This window comes from Kibdelosporangium persicum (assembly GCF_013280595.1).
Classification (GTDB): Bacteria; Actinomycetota; Actinomycetes; order Mycobacteriales; family Pseudonocardiaceae; genus Kibdelosporangium; species Kibdelosporangium persicum.
On the sequence record NZ_JAAATY010000033.1, the window covers coordinates 39179 to 60806 of the forward strand.

A 21628-nucleotide genomic window follows, 5' to 3' on the forward strand; every position below is an offset into this window, starting at 1 on the left:
TGTGATCACCGCAACGGGCCTGACGGTCGCCGCAACCGGCGTCATCCTGCTGCTGGCCGGGGTGTGGATCGATTCGCCTGAGTTGGTGATCCTCGGCTTCGCCTGTGTCATGGCGCTGCTCGTCGCGGCGGCGTGGCTGCTCGCGCGCCCGAGGTTGACGGTGCTGCGCGAGATCAACCCCGGGCGAGTGGAGGAAGGCGCTGTCGTCCATGGCGTGCTGACCGTGACGAACGTCGGGCGTCGTCGCAGCACTCCGTTGCTGGCCGTGGAGACGGTCGCCGATCATCGCGTCACGGTGCCGTTGCCGAGTCTGGCCGTCGGCGAGAACTTCGAGACGGTCTACTCGTTGCCGCCTTTCCGCCGTGGCCGGTATGTGATCCCGCCGGTCACCCTCGATCACTCCGACCCGCTCCGGCTGCTCCACAGTGGACGGACGAGTGGCCGTGAGGCGCTGTTGTCGGTGTACCCGCGGGTGCATCACATCGATCCGCTGCCGCTGGGCGGTCCGCGTGACGTGGAAGGACCGACCTCGGCCAGTTCCCCGCAGGACGGCGTGGCATTCCACAGCCTGCGTGTCTACCAGCCCGGTGACGACTGGCGGCGGATCCACTGGAAGTCCACCGCGCGCACCGGCGAGCTCATGGTCAGGCACAACGTCATCCCCAACGAGCCGCGGCACGTGGTGATCCTCGACACCAGTGCGAAGCCGTACAGTGGCTCGTCGTTCGAGGAGGCAGTGCGAGTGGCTGCGTCGTTGTGTGTGGCAGCGGAGAAGGTCGGGCACCCGCTTGTCTGTGGCACCACCGCGGACCTGGACGTCGCCGAAGGCGAAGCCGCTGCCCTCGATCTGTTGTCCGGTGTGCGGTGCTCGACGTCGGACCGCGGCCTGCTGGCGCTCGACGCCATGCTCGGTGCCATCGTGCCCGCAGGGGAGCGAGTGGCCCTGAGTATCGTGACAGGGCAAGCAGATCCTGGTGAACTGGCCAGCCTCGCGGTGCTGAGGTCCCAGTTCCTCGCCGTCAGCCTCGTCCATATCGGACAAGTCGATGTGGAGGCGCTACCCGGTGTGGTGACGATCGGCGCGCGGACCAGCACGGAGTTCGAGGCCAGATGGAATCAGCTGGTCCGATCGTGAACGGGGACAAGCCGTTTCGGCTCGCCGAGGTCGCCCTGTGCGCGGTGGCGACCATCGCGACAGGGCTGCTGTACGGTCGGTTCTTCGCCTCCATCGGCTACCTGCCAACCGTTTGCGCCGCCGCGCTGGCCGGTGCGTTGATCGCTGCCGTGGCCGGACTACGCCGGTGGCGAATGGTCCGAACCTTGCTGGCAGCGGTCGCCGGGTTCGTGGTTCTGGCGGTATACGGGGTTTTCCGCGGCACCCTCTACTATGGCTTGCCCACTGGGAGCACCGCGTCGGAGCTGGCGCGGGCCGTGTTCGACGGATGGGTACGACTGTTCCTGGTGGCACCGCCCGCGGATGTGCGGCCAGATCTGCTGATCACGCCGGTGCTCATCACGTGGATCGCGGCGTTCACGGCCGCCACACTCGCTGTGCGGACCCGGAATGTGCTCGCACCGATCGCGCCAGTGCTGGTGGCGTTCGTGCTCGCGTTGCTGTACCTCGGCAAACAGCCCGGTGTCCACCTGACTACCACAGTGCTCTTCCTCACGGCGGCATTGTCGCTGATGTTGCTGCGTACCGTCCGCCTCGGTGCCCGGTCGGAACGCGACCGTCGAGCGATGACCAGCAAGCTGTTGTTCGGCCTGCCTGCCGTGGTGCTGATCGCGGTGCCTGCCGTTCTCTACGGCCAGACATCCCCATTGGCTTCCGGCGAGCAGCGGTTCGACCCCCGGACCCTGAGGCCTCCGCCCGTGCGGATCATCGACACGCTCACGCCGTTGGCCAGGCTCAAAGGCCAGCTACGGGAACAACCACCTCGCCGGTTGTTCACCGTGCGCGTGACCGGTGAGCGGCGGCCGGACCGGATCAGGCTCGCCGCGTTGAACCGCTTCGACGGCGTGTCGTGGACCTCGACGGACCAGTTCCTCGTCGCGGGCCGTCAACTCGCGACCGATCCTGCGCTCACCAACTCCCGGACGGTGTCCGCGCACATCACCATCGAGGACCTGAACGGACCGTTCCTGCCGACGCTCGGCTGGCCCAGGCAACTCGACATCGCACAGCCCGGCGAGGAGCCTGTCGGCTTCAGCACGACTTCCGGCGTGCTCGTCAGCACCCTGCGGTCCTTGCGCGGAGTGGAGTACGACCTCGTCGGGCAACTGACCGACCACGACGAGGGGCTGCTTCGAGCGGCACCGACCACCACCCCGGATTACCGTGGCTACACCGATGTGCCGGAAGACATGCCGCCGCTGCTGCGGGCACTGGCACAGCAGCTCACAGCCATCGAAACGACGCCGTACGGCAAGCTGACGGCGATCGAGGAGCACCTGCGTGCCCTGCCGTACCAGGTGGACGCGCTGTCAGGACATTCCTACGCCGCCCTGGTCAGGTTGCTGACCCGGACCAGTGCCGGCTATGCCGAGCAGAACGCGTCGGCATTCGCGGTACTCGCCCGTGCCGCGGGTTTCCCGGCCAGGGTTGCTGTGGGCTACAAGCTCGACGACAGCCCGGACGGTTCCTACACCGTGACCACCCGCGACGCACATGCCTGGGCGGAGGTGCACTTCGACGGCTACGGCTGGGTCGTGTTCGAGCCCACCGACACGTCACAGGACGCCTCCGAAACACCGGACAGGCCGACAGTCGCTCCGCGGCCCGCGCAGCCTCCAGTGGCCCAGCAGCCGCCCGCGGTGCGACCGCCGCAGACACCGCCACGGTCGGGCAGCGGCCAAAACGAAGGACTGGTGGAGGCGGCGTTCGTGGCCTCGGTCCCAACGGCCCTGGTCGTACTGCTGGCGACGATGATCACGGGAGTGAAAGCACATCGGCGACGGCGGCGTCGCCGTGCACGCGGCAACGCCGCGCGCGTCATGGGGGCATGGCAGGAAGCCGCGGATCGGCTGACCGAACGCGGCATTCCCACGTCAGGCTCGCTCACCGCCAGCGAGATCGCGGCGCACGCAGTCGGTACGCTGGGTGATGCCGCGAACCCGTTGTCAGAACTAGCGCCGTTGGCCACCATGGCGGTGTACGCGCGCGACGAACCGGACGACGATGAGGTTCACCGGGCCTGGCAGCTCGAGGCGCAACTGCGGCGGCAGCTGTACCCGAGACGTTTCTCCGTGCGCCGGCTTCGGGCGAGGCTCGATCCGCGGCCGGTCATCGCCGGGTGGCGGCAGGCCGGACAACTGGGGAGTCACCGAGATGATCATTGATCACGTGGTGCGTTGGTTCAGCCCGATGTGGCGCGGACGGCGGGTGCTGGCGGGCATGGTCGCGGCCGCCACGGTGGCCACGGGAGTCATCGTCGGCTGGGATCATGCGGGTGACCGCGCCCCGCAGGTTCGGTTGCGGTCAGGCATCGCATGGGTCGCGTCCGACGAGACCGGGCAGCTCACGTTGCTGGACGGCGCTTCGGCGGCGGTGGCCGGACAGGTCCAGGTCGGCCAGCCAGGCACGGACCTGGACGCCGTGCAGCAAGGGACGACTGGGTACGCCCTCAACCGCGCGGTCGGCTCGGTCGTCCGGGTTGACGGGGCGACACTCGAGCTGTCCCGCCCGTTGGCGCCGGTCGCGAGGCCTGGCGCCCAGCTCAGCGTGTTCGCGACGCCGCACGCGCTCTACACGTTGGACTCGGCGCGCGGACTGCTCGTGAAGGCGGATCCGGAGACGATGGAATCCCGGGGAGAACCGCACCAGCTGACCGCCGGTACCTCGGTGGACGAAGCCGTGATGGACGCCGACGGGCACCTCTGGGCGCTTGACCAGCGTTCCGGCGAACTGGTCTGGTTCTCCGACGGGACACGCCATTCGCGGCCGCAGGCCCATACGCCCGGCAAGAGCAAGCTGACCACGACCGCGAACGGTCCTGCCGTGGTGGATTTGGCCCGTGGCACGGTGGAACTCCTGGACCCGAAGACCGGGGCGGTCCAGGAGTCGGTCACGGTGCCACTGCGGCCTGACGACACCGTGGCGGTGAGTGGGTCGTCACAAGAAGGCAGGCTGTTGATCGCGGTCGGGTCCCGCGGCCAGTTCCTGAGCTGTTCCTTCGACGCGGACGCGTGCACCGCTCCGGTCGAGGTGAGCCAGGGCCCGGCGGATCTCGGTGAGCCGGTCGAGGCGGACGGCCACGTGGTGGTGCCGGACCACGCGACCGGCCGGATCTGGGTCATCGACCTGGCGAGCGGGCGGGTGGTGGCCGAGCGCCGGCTTTTCGAGGCCCCCGTGCGATTCGAACTGCTCGCCCGGGACGGCGTGGTCTTCTACAACGACCCCGGCGGCGAGCAGGCCGGTGTCATCGACCCCGACGGCCGGATCCGGCCCATCACCAAATACCAGCCGGGGCAACGAACTCAACCCACGTCGTCGGGTGCGGCCACCTCCGGGCCAGGTGCGGCCGCACCAGTCAGCGGCGCACCGGTCAGCGGGGCACCACCTGCGACCGGGCCGCGCGGGGGTACTCCCGGCGATTCACGGCCCGGCACGCCGTCCGCCCCGGCGTTGTCCATCACGATCAGCCCACGCGACCGGGGACTTGTCGGTGACGAGTTCCAGTTCACCGTGACAGCCAGAGGCACGGTTCTGTTCGATACACAATGGACATTCGGGGACGGCGCCGGGGCGAAGGGCACCAGGGTCCGGCACAAGTACGACCGTGCTGGGACGTACACAGTCGCTGTCGCGGCGCGCGCACGCCACGGGCAGGCTGTCAACGCGTCCGCGCAGGTCGTCGTCGACGCGCTGGACGCGCCGCCGCGGATCGTGCGGATCGCCGTCGAGCCCGAGACGCCCCGGGTCGGTGAGCAGGTGCGGTTCAGTGCCGAACTGGCCGGGATGCGCCCGCAGATCACGGCGTGGTCCGTGACCGGTGAAGCAGGCACTGAGGCCACGTCGAACGAGCCGGTGTTCCAGCACGTGTTCACCAAACCAGGCACCTACACCGCGACGCACACCGTGACCGCCGGTGCCACCACGGTTCAGTCGTCCAAGCAGTTCACCGTGACGCCCGAGACGCGCGAAGTGCGTTGTGGAGACGTCATCAGGGCTGACGTCGTGCTGACGAAGGACCTCAACTGCACCGGTGACGTGGGCCTGAAGATCGCCGCCAGCGACGTCGTCCTGGACCTGGGTGGCCACAAGATCGCCACGGACAACGCTCAGGCGCCGCGGAAGGGGATCGTGCTCGCGGGATCGGAGCCCATCAGGAACATCACCATTCGCAATGGCTCGATCACCCAGTTCCGTACCGGCATCGAAATAATCGACGTCGCCGACGTCACCATCGCCAACGCGACCGTGGCGGGAGCGACGGTGCCCTTGGACGAGGAAGTCTTCGGGATCTACGGCGAGAAGGCCCGCAACGTCCAGCTGCGCAGTACGACGCTGCGGGCCTACAACCCGTTCTTGTTCGACAACGGGTCCTCGGTCGCCTTTGTCGGCTCGAGTGTCGTGGGTGACGACGGCTGGGGTGGTGCGTACTGCCGGAACGGCACTTCGTGTCTTTTTTCGGAGGGGAGCGACATTCAGACCAGGTATCTCAACTGTGGCGGTTCGGAGCGGGACAGCTCGACGTTCCGTATCGACTCGAGCGAAGTGGTGCTCGTCGAGTTCTTTGGCGCCGCCTGTGCTGAGACCGTGGTCACCAACAGCCTGATCAAAGGGCTCATCAATGTGGACGGCGACAAGAACTTCGTCAGCAGGAACGTGATGGACAACAATCCCACCATGGTGGTGCGTGGCGAGTTCGTCGTTGCGGACAACGTTTTCAGTGGTGCGCAAACCCAAGGATTGAACATCGAGGACGGGTATCGCATCGGAATCAAAGGGGAGGTGGTGAGGAACACCATAACAGGAAGCCGGGGGTATGGCCTGCACGTGCAACAGCACATGCCAGACGAGCCGGTCGGGTCGCTGATAATCTCGCAGAACAAGTTCATTTCCAACGGTCTAGACCCGGAGCATCCGGTATACGGCCGTGACGGTCTTCGGATCGAGGAGCTCATTCCTGGTACGCATGTCGAGGTGTCCGACAACTACGCGGAGAACAACGGCGAATACGGCATGATCGCTCCCCCGGGGACCGTGACGATCGACCTTCGGAACAGCGAGACAGGCAACCCGAAAGGCTGTCTGAACATCACCTGTGACTAGGGTGTTTCGCTCAGCGCGGGGACGTGCACGGCGATGTGGGATCGGCTCCGGCGGGAAGGAGTTCCCGTTCTTCGGGCCGGTAGTCGCGATTGTTGATACGGCACAGCTGGTCAAGCCAGTGCTGCGGGGTCATGTCGATGGCCACCGGCCTGTTCGCGGTGGCGGCCACCAGGACGTTGTCGCGCAACGACCAACTGCTCGGAAGCCCGGGAGTGCGGAAGCTGCCGACACCGATCCCGGTTTCCGGATCCCAGATCCGCACGGTGCCGTTTCCGGCGTCGGCGATCAGCTTGCCGTCAGCGGAGAACGCCACCAGCGACAGGTCACCGGGCATCGGTCTGGGCAGCGGTCTCGGGTCGCCGTCCTCCGGAGTCCACAACTCGATCAGTCCGTCGTTGCGGTAGTGCAGCGCGACCCGCTCAAGGAGCTCTTCGGAGACCACGGCGGCGGCCTGGCTGCCCGGCCGGGGTTGCAGGGACCGCACGAGCCGGCCTTCGCGCACGTCCCATATCTCGGCGCCGTCCGGCGACGTGACGAGCATCCGGCTGGACCCTCCGGGCAACGGTATGGCGATGGCACGCCGAGAGAACTCGTACGACTTCGATCCGTCCGCGCTGCGCAGCTCGTGGTCATCGGTGATCTGCTCACCGGTGCTGACTCGCCAGGTGATGACTTTCGCCGCGTGCACCAAGGCCACTTCGTCGTCGACGATGGGAACGATGGACGTCTCGAAGGTCACTCCCGTGTAGTTCGGCGGGACGATTCGCCGTCGGACGGCGAAGTCGGTGGTGGACAGCACCACCAGTTCGCCCGCTTCGCCGACCGCGAGCAGCCACTTGCTGTCCTTGCTGAAGGTCAGCCGGGGGTTTTTCGCCAGCCGGAGCCTGCCCGTGGTGGTCTCCGGTCCGCCGGCCTGCCGTCGCCGCGTGGTCATGTCGATCGCGAGCAGCCCCTGCTCGGTCATCGTGACCAGCAGGCGTCCGTCCGGGCTGAGCGCGGTGAAACCGGGTGCCGCCGGAGGAGCGGACTGGGTGAAGTCGTCGACCGGCCCGGTCGCACGGAACCGGAACAGGGTGCCGTCCGTGCCGAACATGAACACCGTCGGCGGACCTGAACCGTTCGGCACCACCATGATGGGTTCCGTGTTGTACCGCGTGAGGTCGTTCTCCGGTTGCCGGTAGGGCTTGGGCGGGCACTGGAGTGCGTAAGTGTCGCCGGTGGCCAGGTCGATCAGGACGAGGTGCCGGAAGGACGCTTGGGACGAGCCGTCGTCGACCACGGCGTATCTGCCGCTCAGGTCCGTGAGGCCCTGGGCGGTGGCTGCCGGGCACCCGGGCGTGTACCTGCTGAGGCGAACCGCGTCGGTGGCCGAGTCCAGGATGGACAGTCGATGGTCCTGGCACTCGGCGGTCACGCCGTCCGGTGTGACGAAGTCCGCGGCGGTTTCCCGCAGGACGGCACCCGTGCCCAAGTCGCGCAGGACGTTGTGCCATGTCCCATCGACGTGCTGTTCACCGAACCACGCGCTCTTGCCGTCCGGTTCGACTCGCTGCACGGCAATGGCTTCGACAGGCGGTCCCGCGGTGAAACCGTTCGTCGCCGGTTGGCGCTGCAGGACGTCCCATACTTCGACGGAGTTCGACGCCCCCGGTCCGGATCGCTGTGACGTCACCACGAACAGCCCGCCGTCCGGGGAGAAAGCCGCGCTGGAAAGCCTGCTCGGGTGCTCGGTCTGGGCTGGACCGGCAGCGGACCGCAGCGGCAGCGAACCGCTGCGCTGGCTGACGTCCCAGAGCGAGACACTGCTGCGGTCGTCGGTCACCGCGAGCCAACGGCCGTCCGGGCTCACCAGGATCTCCTGCTGGTCGGGGATGGTGGCCACGAACCAGCTCCGGGGCGCGGGCCCGAACAGGCCGGTCCACACGGTGATCTTGCCATCCGCTTCCGCGACCGCCGTCACTTGGCCGTCCTCGCTGGTGGAGACCCCGTCCACGGTTCCCGACCAGAGGCCCGACCGGACTTCGTCCGCCGCGGCGAACTTGAGGTACTGCTGCAGCAGGGCCGCGTACGCCTCGGGCCGGCTCGGGTCGTGGTACCAGGCCGCTTGGGCGAACTGCAGCGCTGCCAGGGGATTGGTGTCGCTGCGCCGCAACGCCTCCTGGCCCAGGGAAACCGCCGCGGCCTGCCGCAGTTGGTCGGTGAGTTCGTTGTTGCGGTTGAGGGCAACCGCGGCGGATACGGTGGCGACGAGCGCGAGCACCGCGATCAAGGCGGTTGTCATGCGCCAGCGACGGGTTCCGCGGCGCTCGTGGGTGTGGCTGGCGGTGATGTACGCGCGTTCGTCGTCGGTGAAGCCGGACGGGTTCTTGGCCAGCCAGTCCTGGGCTGTGGCAAGAGATGCGCCACGCAGCAGGGTGCTCTGATCGTTGTGCTGTCGCCACTGCTCGAGCGCGATCCTGAGTTGTTCCTGCCATGACCGGAAATCCCGGGCGGCGATCAGCCATTCCCGCAGCCGCGGCCATTGCTGCACGAGGTCCTCGTGGGCCAGCGCGACCACCTCGGCCTGACCGGGGTCATGCCGCAGGACCACCAGGTGGTGGTGGGCGAGTATCCGCGCCAGGCTGCGGGACGCGGGCTCCAGCCGGTCGAGCTGGGCCGGGGTCAGGGTGAACGTCCCGTCGTCGCCCGGCCTGGCCAGCTGCACGAGCAGCCGTTCGGCGAGCTTCTGCTCGTCCGGCACCAGTTGCCGGTCGTAGACCTCCTGGGCGTACACGGCCAACGGCCCGGCCACCCCGCCCTGCTCGTCGTACATGCGGTGGGTCAGCGTGCCGCCTTGATGCGACTCCCACAGCCGCGTCAACGCGAACTCCACGATCGGCAACTGGCCGGGAGCGTCCGTCGCGTCGGCGATGATCCGGTCGACAAGACCCGGTTCGAACGTCACGAGCGGCAGGTCGGCCGGTCCCGTGATCGCTTCCCGCAGCTCCGCGGGCCCCATCCTGGGCAACGGCAGGCACTGCGGCGCCGGGGTGAACTCGGCGGGGAGCAGGTCGCCGAGATCCGCCGACCGTGCCGTGAACACGGCCCGCAGTGCCGGTGTCGTCGCAGGTCGAGGCGGTGCCGCCCGCAGCAGCGCGGCCACGAGTTCGAGCAGTTCCCGTGCCGCGTCCGGGTCGGCCTCGACAAGTTCCTCGAACTGGTCCACGAACAGCACCAGGTGCCCGGCCTTCTGGACGATCGCGTCGGCCAGCGAGGCGATGTCCCGAGTGGTCGGCTCGTAGCCCAGGACCGGCGCCAGGGCACGGGCCAGCAGTTCGCGCGGTTGCGCGCCCGCGGCCGGCCGGAACGTCGCCAGCGCGATGTCGTGCCGGCGTAGCAAGGGAAAGAGCCCGGCCCGGATCAGCGACGACTTCCCGCTCCCGGACGCCCCGGTGACCAGGACCAAGGGGTGCTGGTCCACGAGCGCACTGAGTTGCCGGATCTGCGGGTCACGGCCGCGGAAGAATCTCGCGTCCTGCTCCTGGAACGGCTGCAGGCCGCGATACGGGGACTCAGGCCGCGCGGCACGGTGCAGTTCCGGGTCCGGCTTGGTCCCGTTCGTGGTGAGCACCGACACGAGCGCGGTGGCGTGGATCGTCCGGACGGACGCGTAACGCGGATTGTCCAGATCGGACGGTGGCGTACGGCCGGTCGCGGGGAGACTGAGGTAGTCGGTGTACGCGGCCGCCGCGCGGAGGAACTCCGCCTGGCGTTCGGCGACGGTCGGGGCCAGTGGTGCGAGAGGACGTTCGTCGATCGTCCGGAACAACGTGCTGACGCGATCGTCGGTATGGGTGCGCAACCGCCGTAGCCACTCGTCGGTGTCCCGGCTGAGCAGCAGCAGCCGCGCGGGCGGGAACGTGGGGGAGCGCTCCGTCAACGCCGCCGCCATGGCGTGGACCTGCTCGAAGCGGGTCTCGGCGTGGTCGATGACCGCCAGCAGCGGGCTGCCGGTCCTGCTCAGGTTGATCAGGTCGGCGATGGCGGCGTTGTCGTGCACGGCACCGGCGACCCAGCCGTGCGCGGTCATGTCCTGGCACAACTGCTGGGCCAGACGTGTCTTTCCCTGCCCGGCGGGCCCGGTGATCACGTGCGCCGACACCGGTTTCGGCGCGCCGAGCCGGGCCTTGAGGTCGGCGAGTTCGGTCTCCCGCCCGCCGAAGGGCACCAGTTGGTACTCGGGACGCAGCCACGCACTGGGCTCGAGGTTCGGGCTGGGCGGATTCGAGGTGGGCGACGAGGGGGCGGCGAAGACCCGGTTGAGCACCAGCCCGGGGACGAGGTCGCCCAGTTCGTCGACCAGCCGGGCGAGGTCACGGGTGTCGTTGCGGTGGCTGAGCCGCAGGAACTGACAACGCGCCAGCGGCGCCAGGTCGGCGGGCAGTTCCGGCTCGGCGAGGCCGATGGTGTGGTCGAGGAACACCGGGATCACCCGCAGGCCGTACCGGAACGCCTCCGCGATCTCCCGGTGCACCCAGTCGTCCGTGCCGTCGACCTCACGGCGGCGCTGCCGGTCGGTGACCGAGTGCCAGCGCGGCCCGATCACCGCGAGCAGGACGTCGGACTGCCTGAGCCGTTCCAGTATCTTCTGCGCGAAGTCCTCACCAGGGCGGATCGACCTGCTGGCGAGGAACACGTGCTCCGCGCCGAACCGGGCCACGAGCACCCTCGTGATCAGCGTCGCCGCGAACTCGCCGTCGCCGGTGCGGTAGTTGATGAATACACCACCCACGTGACATCCCCCGCGCACCGTGACCTGATGAGCCGTCGCTCACGGTGTCGAGGCTAGCCGGGGTGGCAAGGAGTCAGCCGATCGGACTACGCAAAGTCTCGTTGAGCCGCGGGAACAGCTCACGCACGGGCTGATGCGTCTGGTACCGGGCGAAAGAACGGGCGAGCCGGCGCAGGTCCACGCGGATGGTCGCCGAGTCCACCACCTCCGCGGTGTTGAGCACCTGATGGGTCAGCGTGACGGCGTGGTCGACCTCGCCTGCCGTGGCATAGGCCAGCGCCCGGCGGGCGCCGAAGCGGGCGTGCACCCGGCGGGCACTGTCGGGGACCAGACTCAGCTGCCGGTCGAGCACCTCACCGGCCTGCTCGCTGCGGCCGAGGTCGTGCAGGCACCAGCCGGTCACCATGGCCTGCTGCCGATGGCTGGTCACCGACGCCGGGCCGAGCGCCATACCGTCCGAGGTCTCGTCCGCGGCCTTGGCCAGCAGGTGCTCGGCGCGGTCGAGCGCACGGAAGCACTGGTCGGGATCGCAGGCCAGGGCGTGGCCCTGCGCCTCCCGCAAGGCGGCCAGGCCCTGGATCCGCAGCGGCGTGGCCGGATCGGCCTGGGCCTGCTGGGCTAGTTCGATGGTGCCCGCGGCGTCGTCACGGTAGAGCGTGATCAGCGCCTGCCGGATCAGGGCGTACGTCTTCAGTTCGGTGTCGCCCGCGGCCGTGGCCAGGTCGACCGCGGTGCGGGTCCACCACAGCGACCCCCGGTCGTCACCGGCTTCCTGGGTCATCCACCCGGCGTACTCGGCATACCGGGAGGCCAGCCGCAGCAGTTCCACGCGGGTCGGGGAGGACGCCTTGGCCGCCATGCCGCGCAGTGTGTGGGTCTGGGCGATGACGGTCGGCAGCACCACGCTGGGACCCGCGATCTGACCCAGCTTGCGCGTCTGCTCGAACAGGGTCCGGAATGCCGTGATCGTGCCGTTCTGCTGGGCCGCCGCGGCCGACGCGCCGCTGGTGCCCAGGCTCAGGCCCAGCAGCGAAGCGGCCCCCACCGTCAGTGCCTCACGGCGACGCATCGGCACCATCCGGCTCGTCCCGTCCGGTTCCATGCTCATCACCCATACCTCGCCGTCCTGTTCGGGTTCGGCACTCGGTGACGGGCTCGGAGGTTGTTCGTTGGTGGCCACCGCGACCAGCGCGACCAGTCGGCCACCGGCGTCGAGGACCGCGTCGCAGCGTCGGGCGAGGTCAGCGCCGGGCGGCTTGTCGCCGGTCTCGATCTTGCCGAGATAGCCCTTGCTGTAGTGCACCCGCCTGGCGAACTCGGCCAGTGACAACCCGGCAGCCGTCCGCCGACGCCGCAACTCCGCACCGAAAGTTGCCGGCTGTTCAGACATCTGAAGACACCTGCCTCGACCGCGTTCCCCCGAAGCACGGCGAGCGATTCGGCTCCCGGCGAAGACGCGCACTGACCGCTGCGACCACTGGCTCGTCAGGTTACCAGTGCGGCGTGGGTCGTCACGCGAATTCGCCATGGCCCGCGTTCACTCCCGAGGCACTGTCGCCGGTGAATGTCGTTCTCGCATGCCGGTCAGTCTGGTCCGCCGCGGCCGTCGTGCGACCGCGTCGCCCGGCTCCCGTCGGCTCAGGAGACGGGAGCCGCACTGACGAGAGGTCGTGGGGGGTTCATGCTGGCTAGCAGACAGGCCGGACCTGTCGGAAACACCAAAGGGGGTGCCGCGGGAGCAGAGCGATACCGTGGGGGTGCTCTGCTACCGCGGCGGGGGATGGGGGGCCGTTCGGCCTCATGGGGCGGGGGCCGCGCGGGTGGCGGGGGAGCCGTGCGGCGCGGTCCCGTAGTCGTTGATCCGCTCGGCGGTGCCGGGGTTCGTCACCAGGCCGAGGTACCCGTCCGGGCGGATCAACACCAGGGAGCCGCCGGTCGCGTCGTATCCAGCTCGTACGTGCCCGTCGCTGTCGATCACCGTGCGCGCGTCCGTAGGTTGGCCTGGCTGGACCACGGTGTAGGCGCGCAGCGGGTCGCTTGGTGCCGCGACTGTGCGCGCATGGGCCGCGCCGAATGCCGGCAATGTCCAATGTGGATCATGGAACAGCCGGGCGGCCAAACCGGCCGAGTTGACGCGCCGGAACGCCGGCGAGTGCCTCTTCTCGTTTCAGGCCGTGATCATATCGTCACTCAAGCGAGTGAGTGTCGTTGACACCACTAGATCAAAAAATTACGCTCAGCGTAGTAGATGTGATTCATTTCACAGACCTTTGCTGAGGTGTACACCCCACATTCTCGAAGGCATCAACACGACCACTTCCAGCGAACTTGCGATGGGCGAGACCGTCATTGGCGGCCTCTTTGTTTGTGTGAACGAAGCATTTCGTCGCACGGTCTCGTCTGTCCGCGGGATGAGGAGGAGAAAATGGCCGACCAGGAGAACATCCAGCAGAGCCCGTTGAGCCAGATCGTCAGCAGCGGGCTGCAGGCAGCCACCCCTGGTTCAGTGATCGGTGCGAGCCTTGCTTTCGACCCGGAAGCTTTCTCGTCAAGTGACGAAGCCGTGGCCAAGCTTGAGGGGGGAGATGAACTTCGCCTCCGGCAACGCGATGGGGCCGTGTTCGCGGAAATCCTCAGCCGAGGCGAGGTCGTCCAGCCCGAACCGTCAGGTCAGTTCACCCTGGCCGACGGCAAGACCATGATCCTCGAACGAGGAAGGATCGTGGGAGGAACATCTTTGCAGCGAGAATCCTGGGCGATGTTCGCGCTGCTCACGGACTGGCCGGCAAACGATCGCGCCTAGCGTTCCACTCGGGTTTTGCCCCGGTTTGGTGTTCCACGGTCGGATGTGTCCGAATTGCCGCGAGGAGTACGCACGTGCAGTGGGTCATCAAGATAACGAAGCGGTGCAACCTGCGTTGTAAGTACTGCTACGAGTGGGACTTCCTGTCCGATCCGGCGCGCATGTCGCTGGATGTGTGGAGGAGTACGCTGCACGCGATTCTGGAATACTCCGAGCTGGCGGAAGCCCAGTCGGGGATTCCCACCTACTCCAGCCTCATCTGGCACGGCGGTGAGCCGCTGCTGTTGCCGCCGGCCTACTTCGAGAGTGTCCTCGAACTCCAGCGTGAAGTCTTCCCTGCCGAGTGGATCAAACAGGGACGCTTCAGAAACTGCATCCAGACGAATCTGTTCTCGGTGACCGACGCGCAGCTGGATCTTCTCCAACGGCATGAATTCAAAGTCGGTGTGTCGTTGGACTTCGTCGGCGACGTCCGGGTCACCGCCAACGGACGTCCGACGGAGGAGCGAGTAAAACAGAACCTCGGGCGGCTGCGCGCCAGGGGGATTCCATACCAGCTGATCACCGTCCTGGCCCGGCACACGGCGTCGGAGGTCGAGGGGGTCTTCCGCGAGATCCACAACCTCAACGTCCCGACCAGGTTGCTGCCGCTGTTCGAGGGGCCGCCGTCCAGGGATCTGCGAAACGTCGAACTGTCCCGCTCGGCGATGCTCGACGCGATGCTCAGGATGTTCGAGCTGTGGTTCGACGCCGGCATGTCTCCCAAGATGCGGCCCTTCGATCACGCTGTCGAGACCATTGTCATGAAAAAACTGGGCCTGCTGAGATCTCCGCAGGACCGGACAAAGCTCAACCACGAAGTGCTGGTCGTCGACCGTGACGGTTCGGTGAGTTGTGCCTCGCACCGAGATTCCTGGCGCGTCGGCAATGTCACTCACATGACTGTCAGTGACATCGTTCGGTCCGACAGTTATCGGGCACTGGTGTCGGACGAGTCTGATCTGAAGCGATCCATCTGTGGCCCATGTCCCTTTTTCGGGCCATGCGACACGTCGCCGATAGCCTCGTGCTTCGACAGTTTCATCTTCCGTGACTGCGTCATCGAAAAGCCGCTGTACACAGCGATCGAGGCTTACCTGGACGAGCGTGGACTGCTTGGCACCGAATTTCTCGGCAGCGCTCAAGCGCAGGTCGCGGACTATGTCCGTGCCGAAATGCAGCTCGACGCCCCGGCTGGTCGTGGTGATCTGTCGTTGAATTCGGGCCGCCGTGGACCCTGTTGAGATCACCGCGCTGTACCACCGCCTGAGCAGGAATGGCGCCACTCTGACGCCAAGTGAGTACTTCTGCCTCCTGAAGTATCGGCGCGGTGCCGACTTTCAGCCGCTTGATCCAGCGAACCGTCCGTCGCCGTTCAAACAGTATCACGCGGCTGAGCGGGTTGAGCTTCCCCGCGAACTGGGTGCCGGCGCATCGGACGCGATTACCGCGCTCGCCGGGAACGGTCACCCTCGCAAATTTGCTCCAGTATCCCTTGACTTGAGGGCGCTCGCACGTCTCTTGCATCTCTGTGCCGGAGTGACTCGATCAACGGCAAGATCCTCACAGCGTCCCAGGTATTTCCGGGCGGCTATGTCGGCTGGTAATCTCCATCCGTTGGAAGTGTACGTGGTATGCGGGCCGATGGACGGCCTCTCAGCCGGCGTCTACCACTTCGCTCCCCTGGAATTTCGCCTCGATCGATTGCGCCCGACTGACGAGCGGGAATTCCTGGCCCACGCCTGTGCGACCGTCGAAGATCAGCGACCCATGGCCGGCCTGGTCATAACCGGTATCCCTTGGCGAACAGCCTGGAAGTACGGAGAACGAGGCTGGCGTCATTTGTACTGGGACGCCGGCGCCATGGTCGCCAATCTCGTTGCTGCCGCGGAGGGGGTGAGCCTACGCGTCCGGGTGCTGACCGGCTTCGTCGACGACGAAGTCGCCCGGCTGGTCGGCGTAGACGGTGTCGAGGAGTTCCCACTGGTGGTGGTCGAGTTGGGGATGGGCGATCCGACGACAAAGGCCGGTGACACTCCGGCTCCGGCACCGCTGAGGCCGGCTGTGGGTCCGCTGTCGTCGAATCCGCTCGTGCTGCCGTTGGTGGTCGGAGCTCAGCGCGCCGGAGTTCTCGACAGTCCGCTCGCGGTGCGCCGATGGCGCGAAATGGCGGAGGACGGGGCTGCGGAAACGAAGGCTCGTCAGACAGTGTGCCCAGGCGGCATGACCATCGATGAGGCCATTCTGCGCCGTGGTTCGACTCAGCTCATGCGTGCCGAACCGGTACCCCCCGAGAACTCCTCGACTTCGGAATGGCGGTCGTCGCACGAGACATCATCGGCGATTTCGACCGTGTCAGCCGCGCGACTCTGGACCATTATCTGAACGTCCACTGTGTCGCCGACACGACTCCTGGCGCCTATGTTCGGGATCGGACTGGCCTGCGGCTGTTGAAACGAGGCGACCACCACGCCCAATCCCGTCGGCTCTGCCTTGATCAGCCTCTCGGCGGCAACTGCGCCTACGCGGTCTTTCACACCGCACGGCTCGATGAGCTCTTCGGGGCCTGTGGCGCACGCGGTTACCGTGTCGCGAACTTCAGTGCCGGCCTGTCGTCAGGCCGGTTGGCATTGGCCGCGTTCGCCCTGTCCTTCGGAGCCTCCGCCCTGAGCTTCCTCGACGACGAGGTTTCGGTCTTCTTCGACACGGCCGCGTCCTGTGTTCTGGTCACGGCTGTGGGAAAGCCGGCCTATCAGAATCTTCCTGGCGGCGCGCCCGGTGAGATCACTGAGCTTCCGCACTACGAACAGCTGGTGGACCGAAGCGGCGGCCAACGATGGCGGTAGAGCATGCCGACATGGTCGGCTCGTCCATCAACGAGGGCCTGCGGGCACTCCTTCGCGACGATCCGCGACTCACCCGGAATCCTTACCCGTTCTACGGCCGACTCCGCGAGAAAGCGCCGGTCCACCGGCTTGGCTCGCTCGTCTTCGTCTCGACGCACGCGGAAGCCAGAAGGTTGTACCTGGACCACAGGCGGCTGGCCAACAAGTCGCCCGAGGCCACCGACCCGGGCGAGGCTCTCTCGCTCCTCGGGGACGCCGAGAAGCGGATGTACAACGAACTGCTCGAATTCGAGCTGGGCTACGTGAGTCGCAAGGATGGCGGCGACCACATTCGCATCCGCTCGGCGGCACAGCCGGCCTTCGCGCCGCGGTGCATCGCCGAACTCGAAGCGACGGTGGGAGAGCTCACCGACGAGCTGTTGGACGAGCTTTCCAGGCAGGAAAGTCCGGACCTGATGGAGCTGGCGCACCGGCTGCCGCTGCTCGTGATCACGGCGATGCTCGGCGCACCGCGCAAGGATGCCGAACGACTGAAGCGCTGGTGCGACGACATCAACGGGCGGCGACGACGGATGCCGGCGCGGCCGGAGCTGGTCCAGCGCGCCAAACAGGGGTTGGCGAAGTATCGGCAATACGTCAGCGAGATCATCGAACACGGCGAGAGTGAACCCAGAACCGGCTTGGTGGCAACACTGCTGGCGGCAGAAGGTCGTGGGCAGTTGACGCGTGACGAACTTGTGGCGACGTACGCGCTCGTTCTCCACGCCGGACACCTGACGACAGCGAACCTGATCGGCAACGGCGTCCTCGCCTTACTCAAGCACCGAAACCAATGGCGACTCCTTCGCGACGACCTTTCCCTCGCTCCGGGCGCTGTCGAAGAGACCTTTCGGTACGACGCCCCGGTACAGCTCAGCCTCCGCACCGCCGCTGTCGACCTTGAGCTGAGCGCCGTCGAGATCCCCGCCGGGACGCCTGTGGCGCTTCTGATCGGAGCCGCCAATCGCGATCCGAAGGTGTTCTCTCGTCCGGACGACGTGGACATCACCCGCCGCGGCAACGACCATCTCGCCCTCGGCCACGGCGTGCACTTCTGCCTCGGTGGACCGCTCGCCAGGCTCCAGGGACAGGTCGTCTTCTCGACGCTCGCCCGGAGGTTCCCCGGGACCAAGCTGGCTGCGGACCCGGACACGCTCCCGCGCTCGACCGGAGCGTCGATGCGCGGGGTCATGTCGCTGCCGGTCAAGTTCGGCGCCTGACGGGCCAGGAGAACGCTTCACTGACGGACCTCTCACCGATGCGAATGCGTACCTACGGCGGGCTCGCGTCGACGAGATGTCGACGCTCAGCCCGTCGCGTACGGCGGCGGCCCGCTTGGCCCGCTTGGTCAGCGGCCCCGCCCCGGCTCTCAGCTCACGGCCTGCCGGACGAGTTCGGCGATCGTCGCCGCGTCGTCGTCGGTCAGCTCGGTCAGCGCGTACGAGGTCGGCCACATGGTGCCGTCGTCGAGGTTCGCTTGGTCGCTGAAGGTGAAGGTCGCGTACCGCGTCTTGAACTTCGCGGCGGGTTGGAAGTGGCAGACCACCTTGCCGTCGCGGGCGTACGCGGGCATCCCGTACCAGAGCTTCGGCGTAAGGGCCGGGGCGTTGGCCTTGATCACGGCGTGCAGCCGTTCGGCGATCACGCGGTCGGACCCAGGCAGCTCGGCGATCTTCGCGAGCACGTCGCGCTCGGGGTCAGCCTTGGCGCCGCGCCGGGCGCCCGCCTTCAGTTCCTTGGCGCGCTCCTTCATCGCGTCGCGCTCCTCGGCGGTGAAACCTTCGTACTTGTTGTTCGCGGTCGCCATCACAGTGTCCTTCCGGGATCGGTTTTCGGTTCGGGTCGAGGTCACGGTCGAGGTCACGGTCACCACTTGCCCGCCTGCTGGCGGGTGGGTGCGTTGAGCCGGTTGAAGGTGTTGGTGACCGCGATGTTGAGCAGCAGCGCGGCCAGTTCCTTGTGGTCGAAGTGCTTGGCGGCGGCGTCCCACACGTGGTCCGGCACGGGGTCCGGGTGGTCGGCGAGCCGGGTGACGGCCTCGGTCAGGGCCAGGGCGGCGCGCTCGTCGTCGGTGAACCAGGGTGTCTCCCGCCACGCGGCGACGGCGTGCACCTGGTTCGTGGTCACGCCGTGCTGCTGGGCCTGGTGGACGCCACCGGCCACACACGGGCCGCAGCCGTTGATCTGGCTGGCGCGCAGGTGGGTCAGGGCCAGCAGCTTGCCGTCCAGCCCCGCGCCCATGATGGCCTTGGTGACGTCCATCAGGGCTTCCATCGCGCCGGGGACCAGGCTGGCTGGGTTGGGCATCCGCTCGGTCGGCATCGGGTTCTCCTTCTTGGCGGGTGTTCGCTGACAGGACGAATCTGACCATCGACGTGCCGGGTCCCGCGTGGCCCGTGGGACACCGTGGGACAGGCAAAACGTCCTCCACCTGCGGAAACGCAGGACCGATCCGTTCGTGTGGAACGGGACAGGTACGGTGTCGCACGTGTCGAGCCCCCAGCAGCGACTGGTCGCCCAGCTCGCACGGATCAAGGAGTTGAGCGGGCTCAGCCTGCGTGCCCTCGCCCGCGAGGCGGGTCTGAGCAGTTCGTCGCTGTCCCGCTACCTCGCGGGTCGGCTCGTGCCGCCGTGGGAGGCCGTCGTGGCGCTGTGCCGGGCGGTGGGCCGCGACCCTCGCCCGCTGCGCGCGATGTGGGCCGAGGCTGCCAAAGCCGGTGCGGCGCCGCCGCCGCGCCGCAACGACCTGCCCGCCGATCTGGTCGACTTCACCGGCCGCGAGGCGGAGTACCGGCAGGTCGAGGAGTTGCTGCGGACTGTCGGCACGGTCGCGATCGACGGCATGGGAGGCGTCGGCAAGACAAGCCTGGCCGTGCACGTGGCACACCGGCTCGCACCGGCGTATCCGGACGGCGGGCTCTACCTCGACCTGCACGGCTTCACCCCCGGCCAGGAGCCGCTCGATCCCCAGACCGCGCTGGCCCGGCTGCTGGGCGCGGTGGAGATCACGCATCCCCCGGCCGGCCTGGCGGAACGCGCGGCGCTCTGGCGGTCGGAACTGTCCCGGCGGCGGGCGCTCGTCGTGCTCGACAACGCGGTCGACGCCGAGCAGGTCCGTCCGCTCCTGCCTGGCGCGGGGAAGTCCGCGGTCGTGATCACCAGCCGGTCGCGCCTGGTCCGCCTGGACGGCGTGCCGCCGGTCTCGCTGGCCCCGCTGGCCGACGGCGACGCGACGCGACTGTTCGGCCGGGCGGCCGGTCTCGCGCTGACCGAGGAGGAAGCGGTCCGTCAGGTACTGCGGCAGTGCGGGGGACTCCCGCTCGCGCTGCGGATGGCGGGCGCCAGGCTGCGTCACCGTCCAGGTTGGACAGTCGCGGTCCTCGCGGAACGGTTGCGCGACAACACCGGCCGGTTCGACGCGGTGTTCGGCATGTCGCTCCAGCAGCTCGACGCGGACCAGCGCCGGATGTTCCGCCTGCTCGGCGTGCTCCCGGGCGCCGACTTCGACGCGGCCGTGGCGGGCGTGCTCGCCGACCTGCCGCCCGGCCGGGTCGACGCGGTGCTCGAAGAGCTGGTTGACGCCCATCTGGTCCAGGAACCGGCCCCCGGGCGTTACCGGATGCACGACCTGCTCCGGCGGTACGCGGCGGACATCGCCGCCGAGGAGGAACCGCAGGCCGAAGCCGCACTGCGCCGCGTGCTGCACCACTACTTGGCGCAGGCTGTCGCCCACGACGAGGTTCTGCCGTCGCCGCACCGCGGGTCACCCTCGCCGGGCGATCCGGCCAAGGCCATGGCCTGGTTCGACCTCGAGTACGTCAACCTGGTCGCCTGCTTCGACACCGCCGTGCGGCTCGGCGTGGACGAGGTCGTGGCCGAACTGCCGCAGGCCATGCGGGTCTGGTTCTTCCGGCACCGCGGTACCGGCGACCAGATCCGCATGCTCGACGCCGCCGCGGCCGCCGCCGGACGCCTTGGTCAAGACCACCAGCGGGCGTCGCTGCTCTCGGATCTCGGCTTCGCCCACGCCGCGGCCGGACGTCTCACCGAGGCGCTCGCCGCGTACGAACTGGCCGAGCGGTGTGAGTCGCCGGACGACGACCTCGCAGCCGGTCTGGCGCTGCGAATCGGCTTCGTCCGCCGGGATCTCGGTGACCTCGAAGCGGCACAGGCGCATTTCCGGCGTGCACACGAACTGTTCGAGAAGATCGGGCGTCCCGCCGGGCAGGCGCAGGCGCTGGCCTTCGACGGCTGGGTGACTCTCCAGCTTGGACACCGCGACGAAGCCGTCGACCTCGCCCGGGCATCCGTCGCCATGGCGCACGGGCCCGCTCGGATCACCGGACTGGTCACCCTCGGCGTGGCGCTGGCGTCCGAGGACCAGGAAGAGTCACTGCGAACGCTGCATGACGCGCTGAGCCTGGCGGAACAGAACAACCTCCAGCACAACCAGGCGTGGTGCCACAACTACCTCGGTGTCGCGCTGCGTGTGATGGGTCGGCTTGAGGACGCGCTCGACCACCACCGGCGTGCGCTGGAACTGCTGGAGCCACTGGCCGAGGTGCAGATGGAGATGGACGTCCTGCACTCGTACGCCGAAACGTGCCGGGTGGCGGGGCGCTACGACGAGGCGCTGGCGTTGCTCGACCGGACCGTCAAGCTCGCACGTGACCTCGGTCGGCCGCATGATGAGAACCTCGCCTCCGCGGCACGGGAGAACCTGACGAAGGGCCGCGAGGCTCGCCCGTTCGGTTCGTAGCGCCCAGCCGGGATTTCCGTGGTAGCGAAGGTAGGGGCGGCGTGTGTCAGGGCCACAGCAACACGGTGGTGCTGCTGTGGCCCACAGTGTCCAATGT

The 21628-nt window shown here is 67.9% G+C and carries 14 protein-coding genes; 9 read left to right on the forward strand and 5 right to left on the reverse strand.

The genetic code is table 11. From position 1 onward, the window contains the following. Position 1 precedes the first annotated feature (1 nt). Genes GC106_RS38555 through GC106_RS38565 form a run of 3 tightly spaced genes read left to right on the forward strand, consistent with a single transcriptional unit; the run spans position 2 to position 6274 of the window. Entirely contained in the window at positions 2-1135 is a 1134-nt protein-coding gene (locus GC106_RS38555; protein WP_173140828.1) for a DUF58 domain-containing protein, read from the forward strand. Next, complete coding sequence (locus GC106_RS38560) at positions 1111-3339, forward strand: transglutaminase TgpA family protein (protein ID WP_173140830.1); 2229 nt, start codon at positions 1111-1113, stop codon at positions 3337-3339. The genes GC106_RS38555 and GC106_RS38560 overlap by 25 nt, the downstream gene beginning before the upstream one ends. Next, positions 3329-6274: a PKD domain-containing protein gene (locus GC106_RS38565; RefSeq protein WP_173140832.1), complete on the forward strand. Its 2946-nt coding sequence runs from the start codon at positions 3329-3331 to the stop codon at positions 6272-6274. Before GC106_RS38560 ends, GC106_RS38565 begins: the two co-directional genes overlap by 11 nt. Positions 6275-6284: 10 nt before the next feature. Here GC106_RS38565 and GC106_RS38570 read toward each other — a convergent pair whose 3' ends face one another. From GC106_RS38570 to GC106_RS38580, 3 genes are all read right to left on the reverse strand, one after another. After that, positions 6285-11045, reverse strand: coding sequence for an nSTAND1 domain-containing NTPase (locus GC106_RS38570; RefSeq protein WP_173140834.1), 4761 nt, complete (start codon positions 11043-11045; stop codon positions 6285-6287). Positions 11046-11118: 73 nt separating this feature from the next. Continuing rightward, the gene (locus tag GC106_RS38575; protein ID WP_173140836.1) at positions 11119-12435 is read right to left on the reverse strand and encodes a helix-turn-helix domain-containing protein; all 1317 of its coding nucleotides are present in this window, start codon (positions 12433-12435) and stop codon (positions 11119-11121) included. 408 nt (positions 12436-12843) lie between these two features. Then, positions 12844-13128 (reverse strand): hypothetical protein, encoded by a 285-nt coding sequence (locus tag GC106_RS38580; RefSeq protein WP_173140838.1) that lies wholly within the window; start codon positions 13126-13128, stop codon positions 12844-12846. Positions 13129-13470: 342 nt separating this feature from the next. Here GC106_RS38580 and GC106_RS38585 point away from each other — a divergent pair, with 342 nt between their 5' ends. The 5 genes from GC106_RS38585 to GC106_RS38605 all read left to right on the forward strand — a co-directional run bounded on the left by GC106_RS38585 (position 13471) and on the right by GC106_RS38605 (position 17992). Continuing rightward, entirely contained in the window at positions 13471-13848 is a 378-nt protein-coding gene (locus tag GC106_RS38585; RefSeq protein WP_173140840.1) for a hypothetical protein, read from the forward strand. Positions 13849-13922: 74 nt separating this feature from the next. Next, positions 13923-15131, forward strand: a complete 1209-nt coding sequence (locus GC106_RS38590; protein WP_173140842.1) for a radical SAM protein — start codon at positions 13923-13925, stop codon at positions 15129-15131. Further along, entirely contained in the window at positions 15118-16272 is a 1155-nt protein-coding gene (locus tag GC106_RS38595; protein ID WP_173140844.1) for a SagB/ThcOx family dehydrogenase, read from the forward strand. Before GC106_RS38590 ends, GC106_RS38595 begins: the two co-directional genes overlap by 14 nt. Continuing rightward, positions 16200-16733 (forward strand): nitroreductase family protein, encoded by a 534-nt coding sequence (locus tag GC106_RS38600; RefSeq protein WP_173140846.1) that lies wholly within the window; start codon positions 16200-16202, stop codon positions 16731-16733. Before GC106_RS38595 ends, GC106_RS38600 begins: the two co-directional genes overlap by 73 nt. A 173-nt stretch (positions 16734-16906) precedes the next feature. Then, positions 16907-17992, forward strand: coding sequence for a cytochrome P450 (locus GC106_RS38605; RefSeq protein ID WP_173140848.1), 1086 nt, complete (start codon positions 16907-16909; stop codon positions 17990-17992). Between the two features lie 149 nt (positions 17993-18141). Here the strand turns inward: GC106_RS38605 and GC106_RS38610 are convergent, their stop codons facing one another. Both GC106_RS38610 and GC106_RS38615 read right to left on the reverse strand, forming a co-directional pair. Further along, entirely contained in the window at positions 18142-18579 is a 438-nt protein-coding gene (locus tag GC106_RS38610; protein ID WP_173140850.1) for an iron chaperone, read from the reverse strand. 59 nt (positions 18580-18638) lie between these two features. Further along, entirely contained in the window at positions 18639-19094 is a 456-nt protein-coding gene (locus GC106_RS38615; protein ID WP_173140852.1) for a carboxymuconolactone decarboxylase family protein, read from the reverse strand. A 166-nt stretch (positions 19095-19260) separates the two neighbouring features. Here GC106_RS38615 and GC106_RS38620 point away from each other — a divergent pair, with 166 nt between their 5' ends. Next, a complete protein-coding gene (locus GC106_RS38620; RefSeq protein WP_217281492.1) occupies positions 19261-21531 on the forward strand; it encodes an ATP-binding protein in 2271 nt (756 codons plus the stop codon). The last annotated feature ends 97 nt before the right edge of the window (positions 21532-21628 follow it).

Excerpts from the sequence above, each read along its gene's own strand:
- GC106_RS38565 (WP_173140832.1), top strand. The coding sequence starts at position 3,329 with ATGATCATTGATCACGTGGTGCGTTGGTTCAGCCCGATGTGGCGCGGA.
- GC106_RS38560 (WP_173140830.1), top strand. The coding sequence starts at position 1,111 with ATGGAATCAGCTGGTCCGATCGTGAACGGGGACAAGCCGTTTCGGCTC.
- GC106_RS38575 (WP_173140836.1), bottom strand. The coding sequence starts at position 12,435 with ATGTCTGAACAGCCGGCAACTTTCGGTGCGGAGTTGCGGCGTCGGCGG.
- GC106_RS38600 (WP_173140846.1), top strand. The coding sequence starts at position 16,200 with ATGGCGGTCGTCGCACGAGACATCATCGGCGATTTCGACCGTGTCAGC.
- GC106_RS38610 (WP_173140850.1), bottom strand. The coding sequence starts at position 18,579 with ATGGCGACCGCGAACAACAAGTACGAAGGTTTCACCGCCGAGGAGCGC.
- GC106_RS38585 (WP_173140840.1), top strand. The coding sequence starts at position 13,471 with ATGGCCGACCAGGAGAACATCCAGCAGAGCCCGTTGAGCCAGATCGTC.
- GC106_RS38615 (WP_173140852.1), bottom strand. The coding sequence starts at position 19,094 with ATGCCGACCGAGCGGATGCCCAACCCAGCCAGCCTGGTCCCCGGCGCG.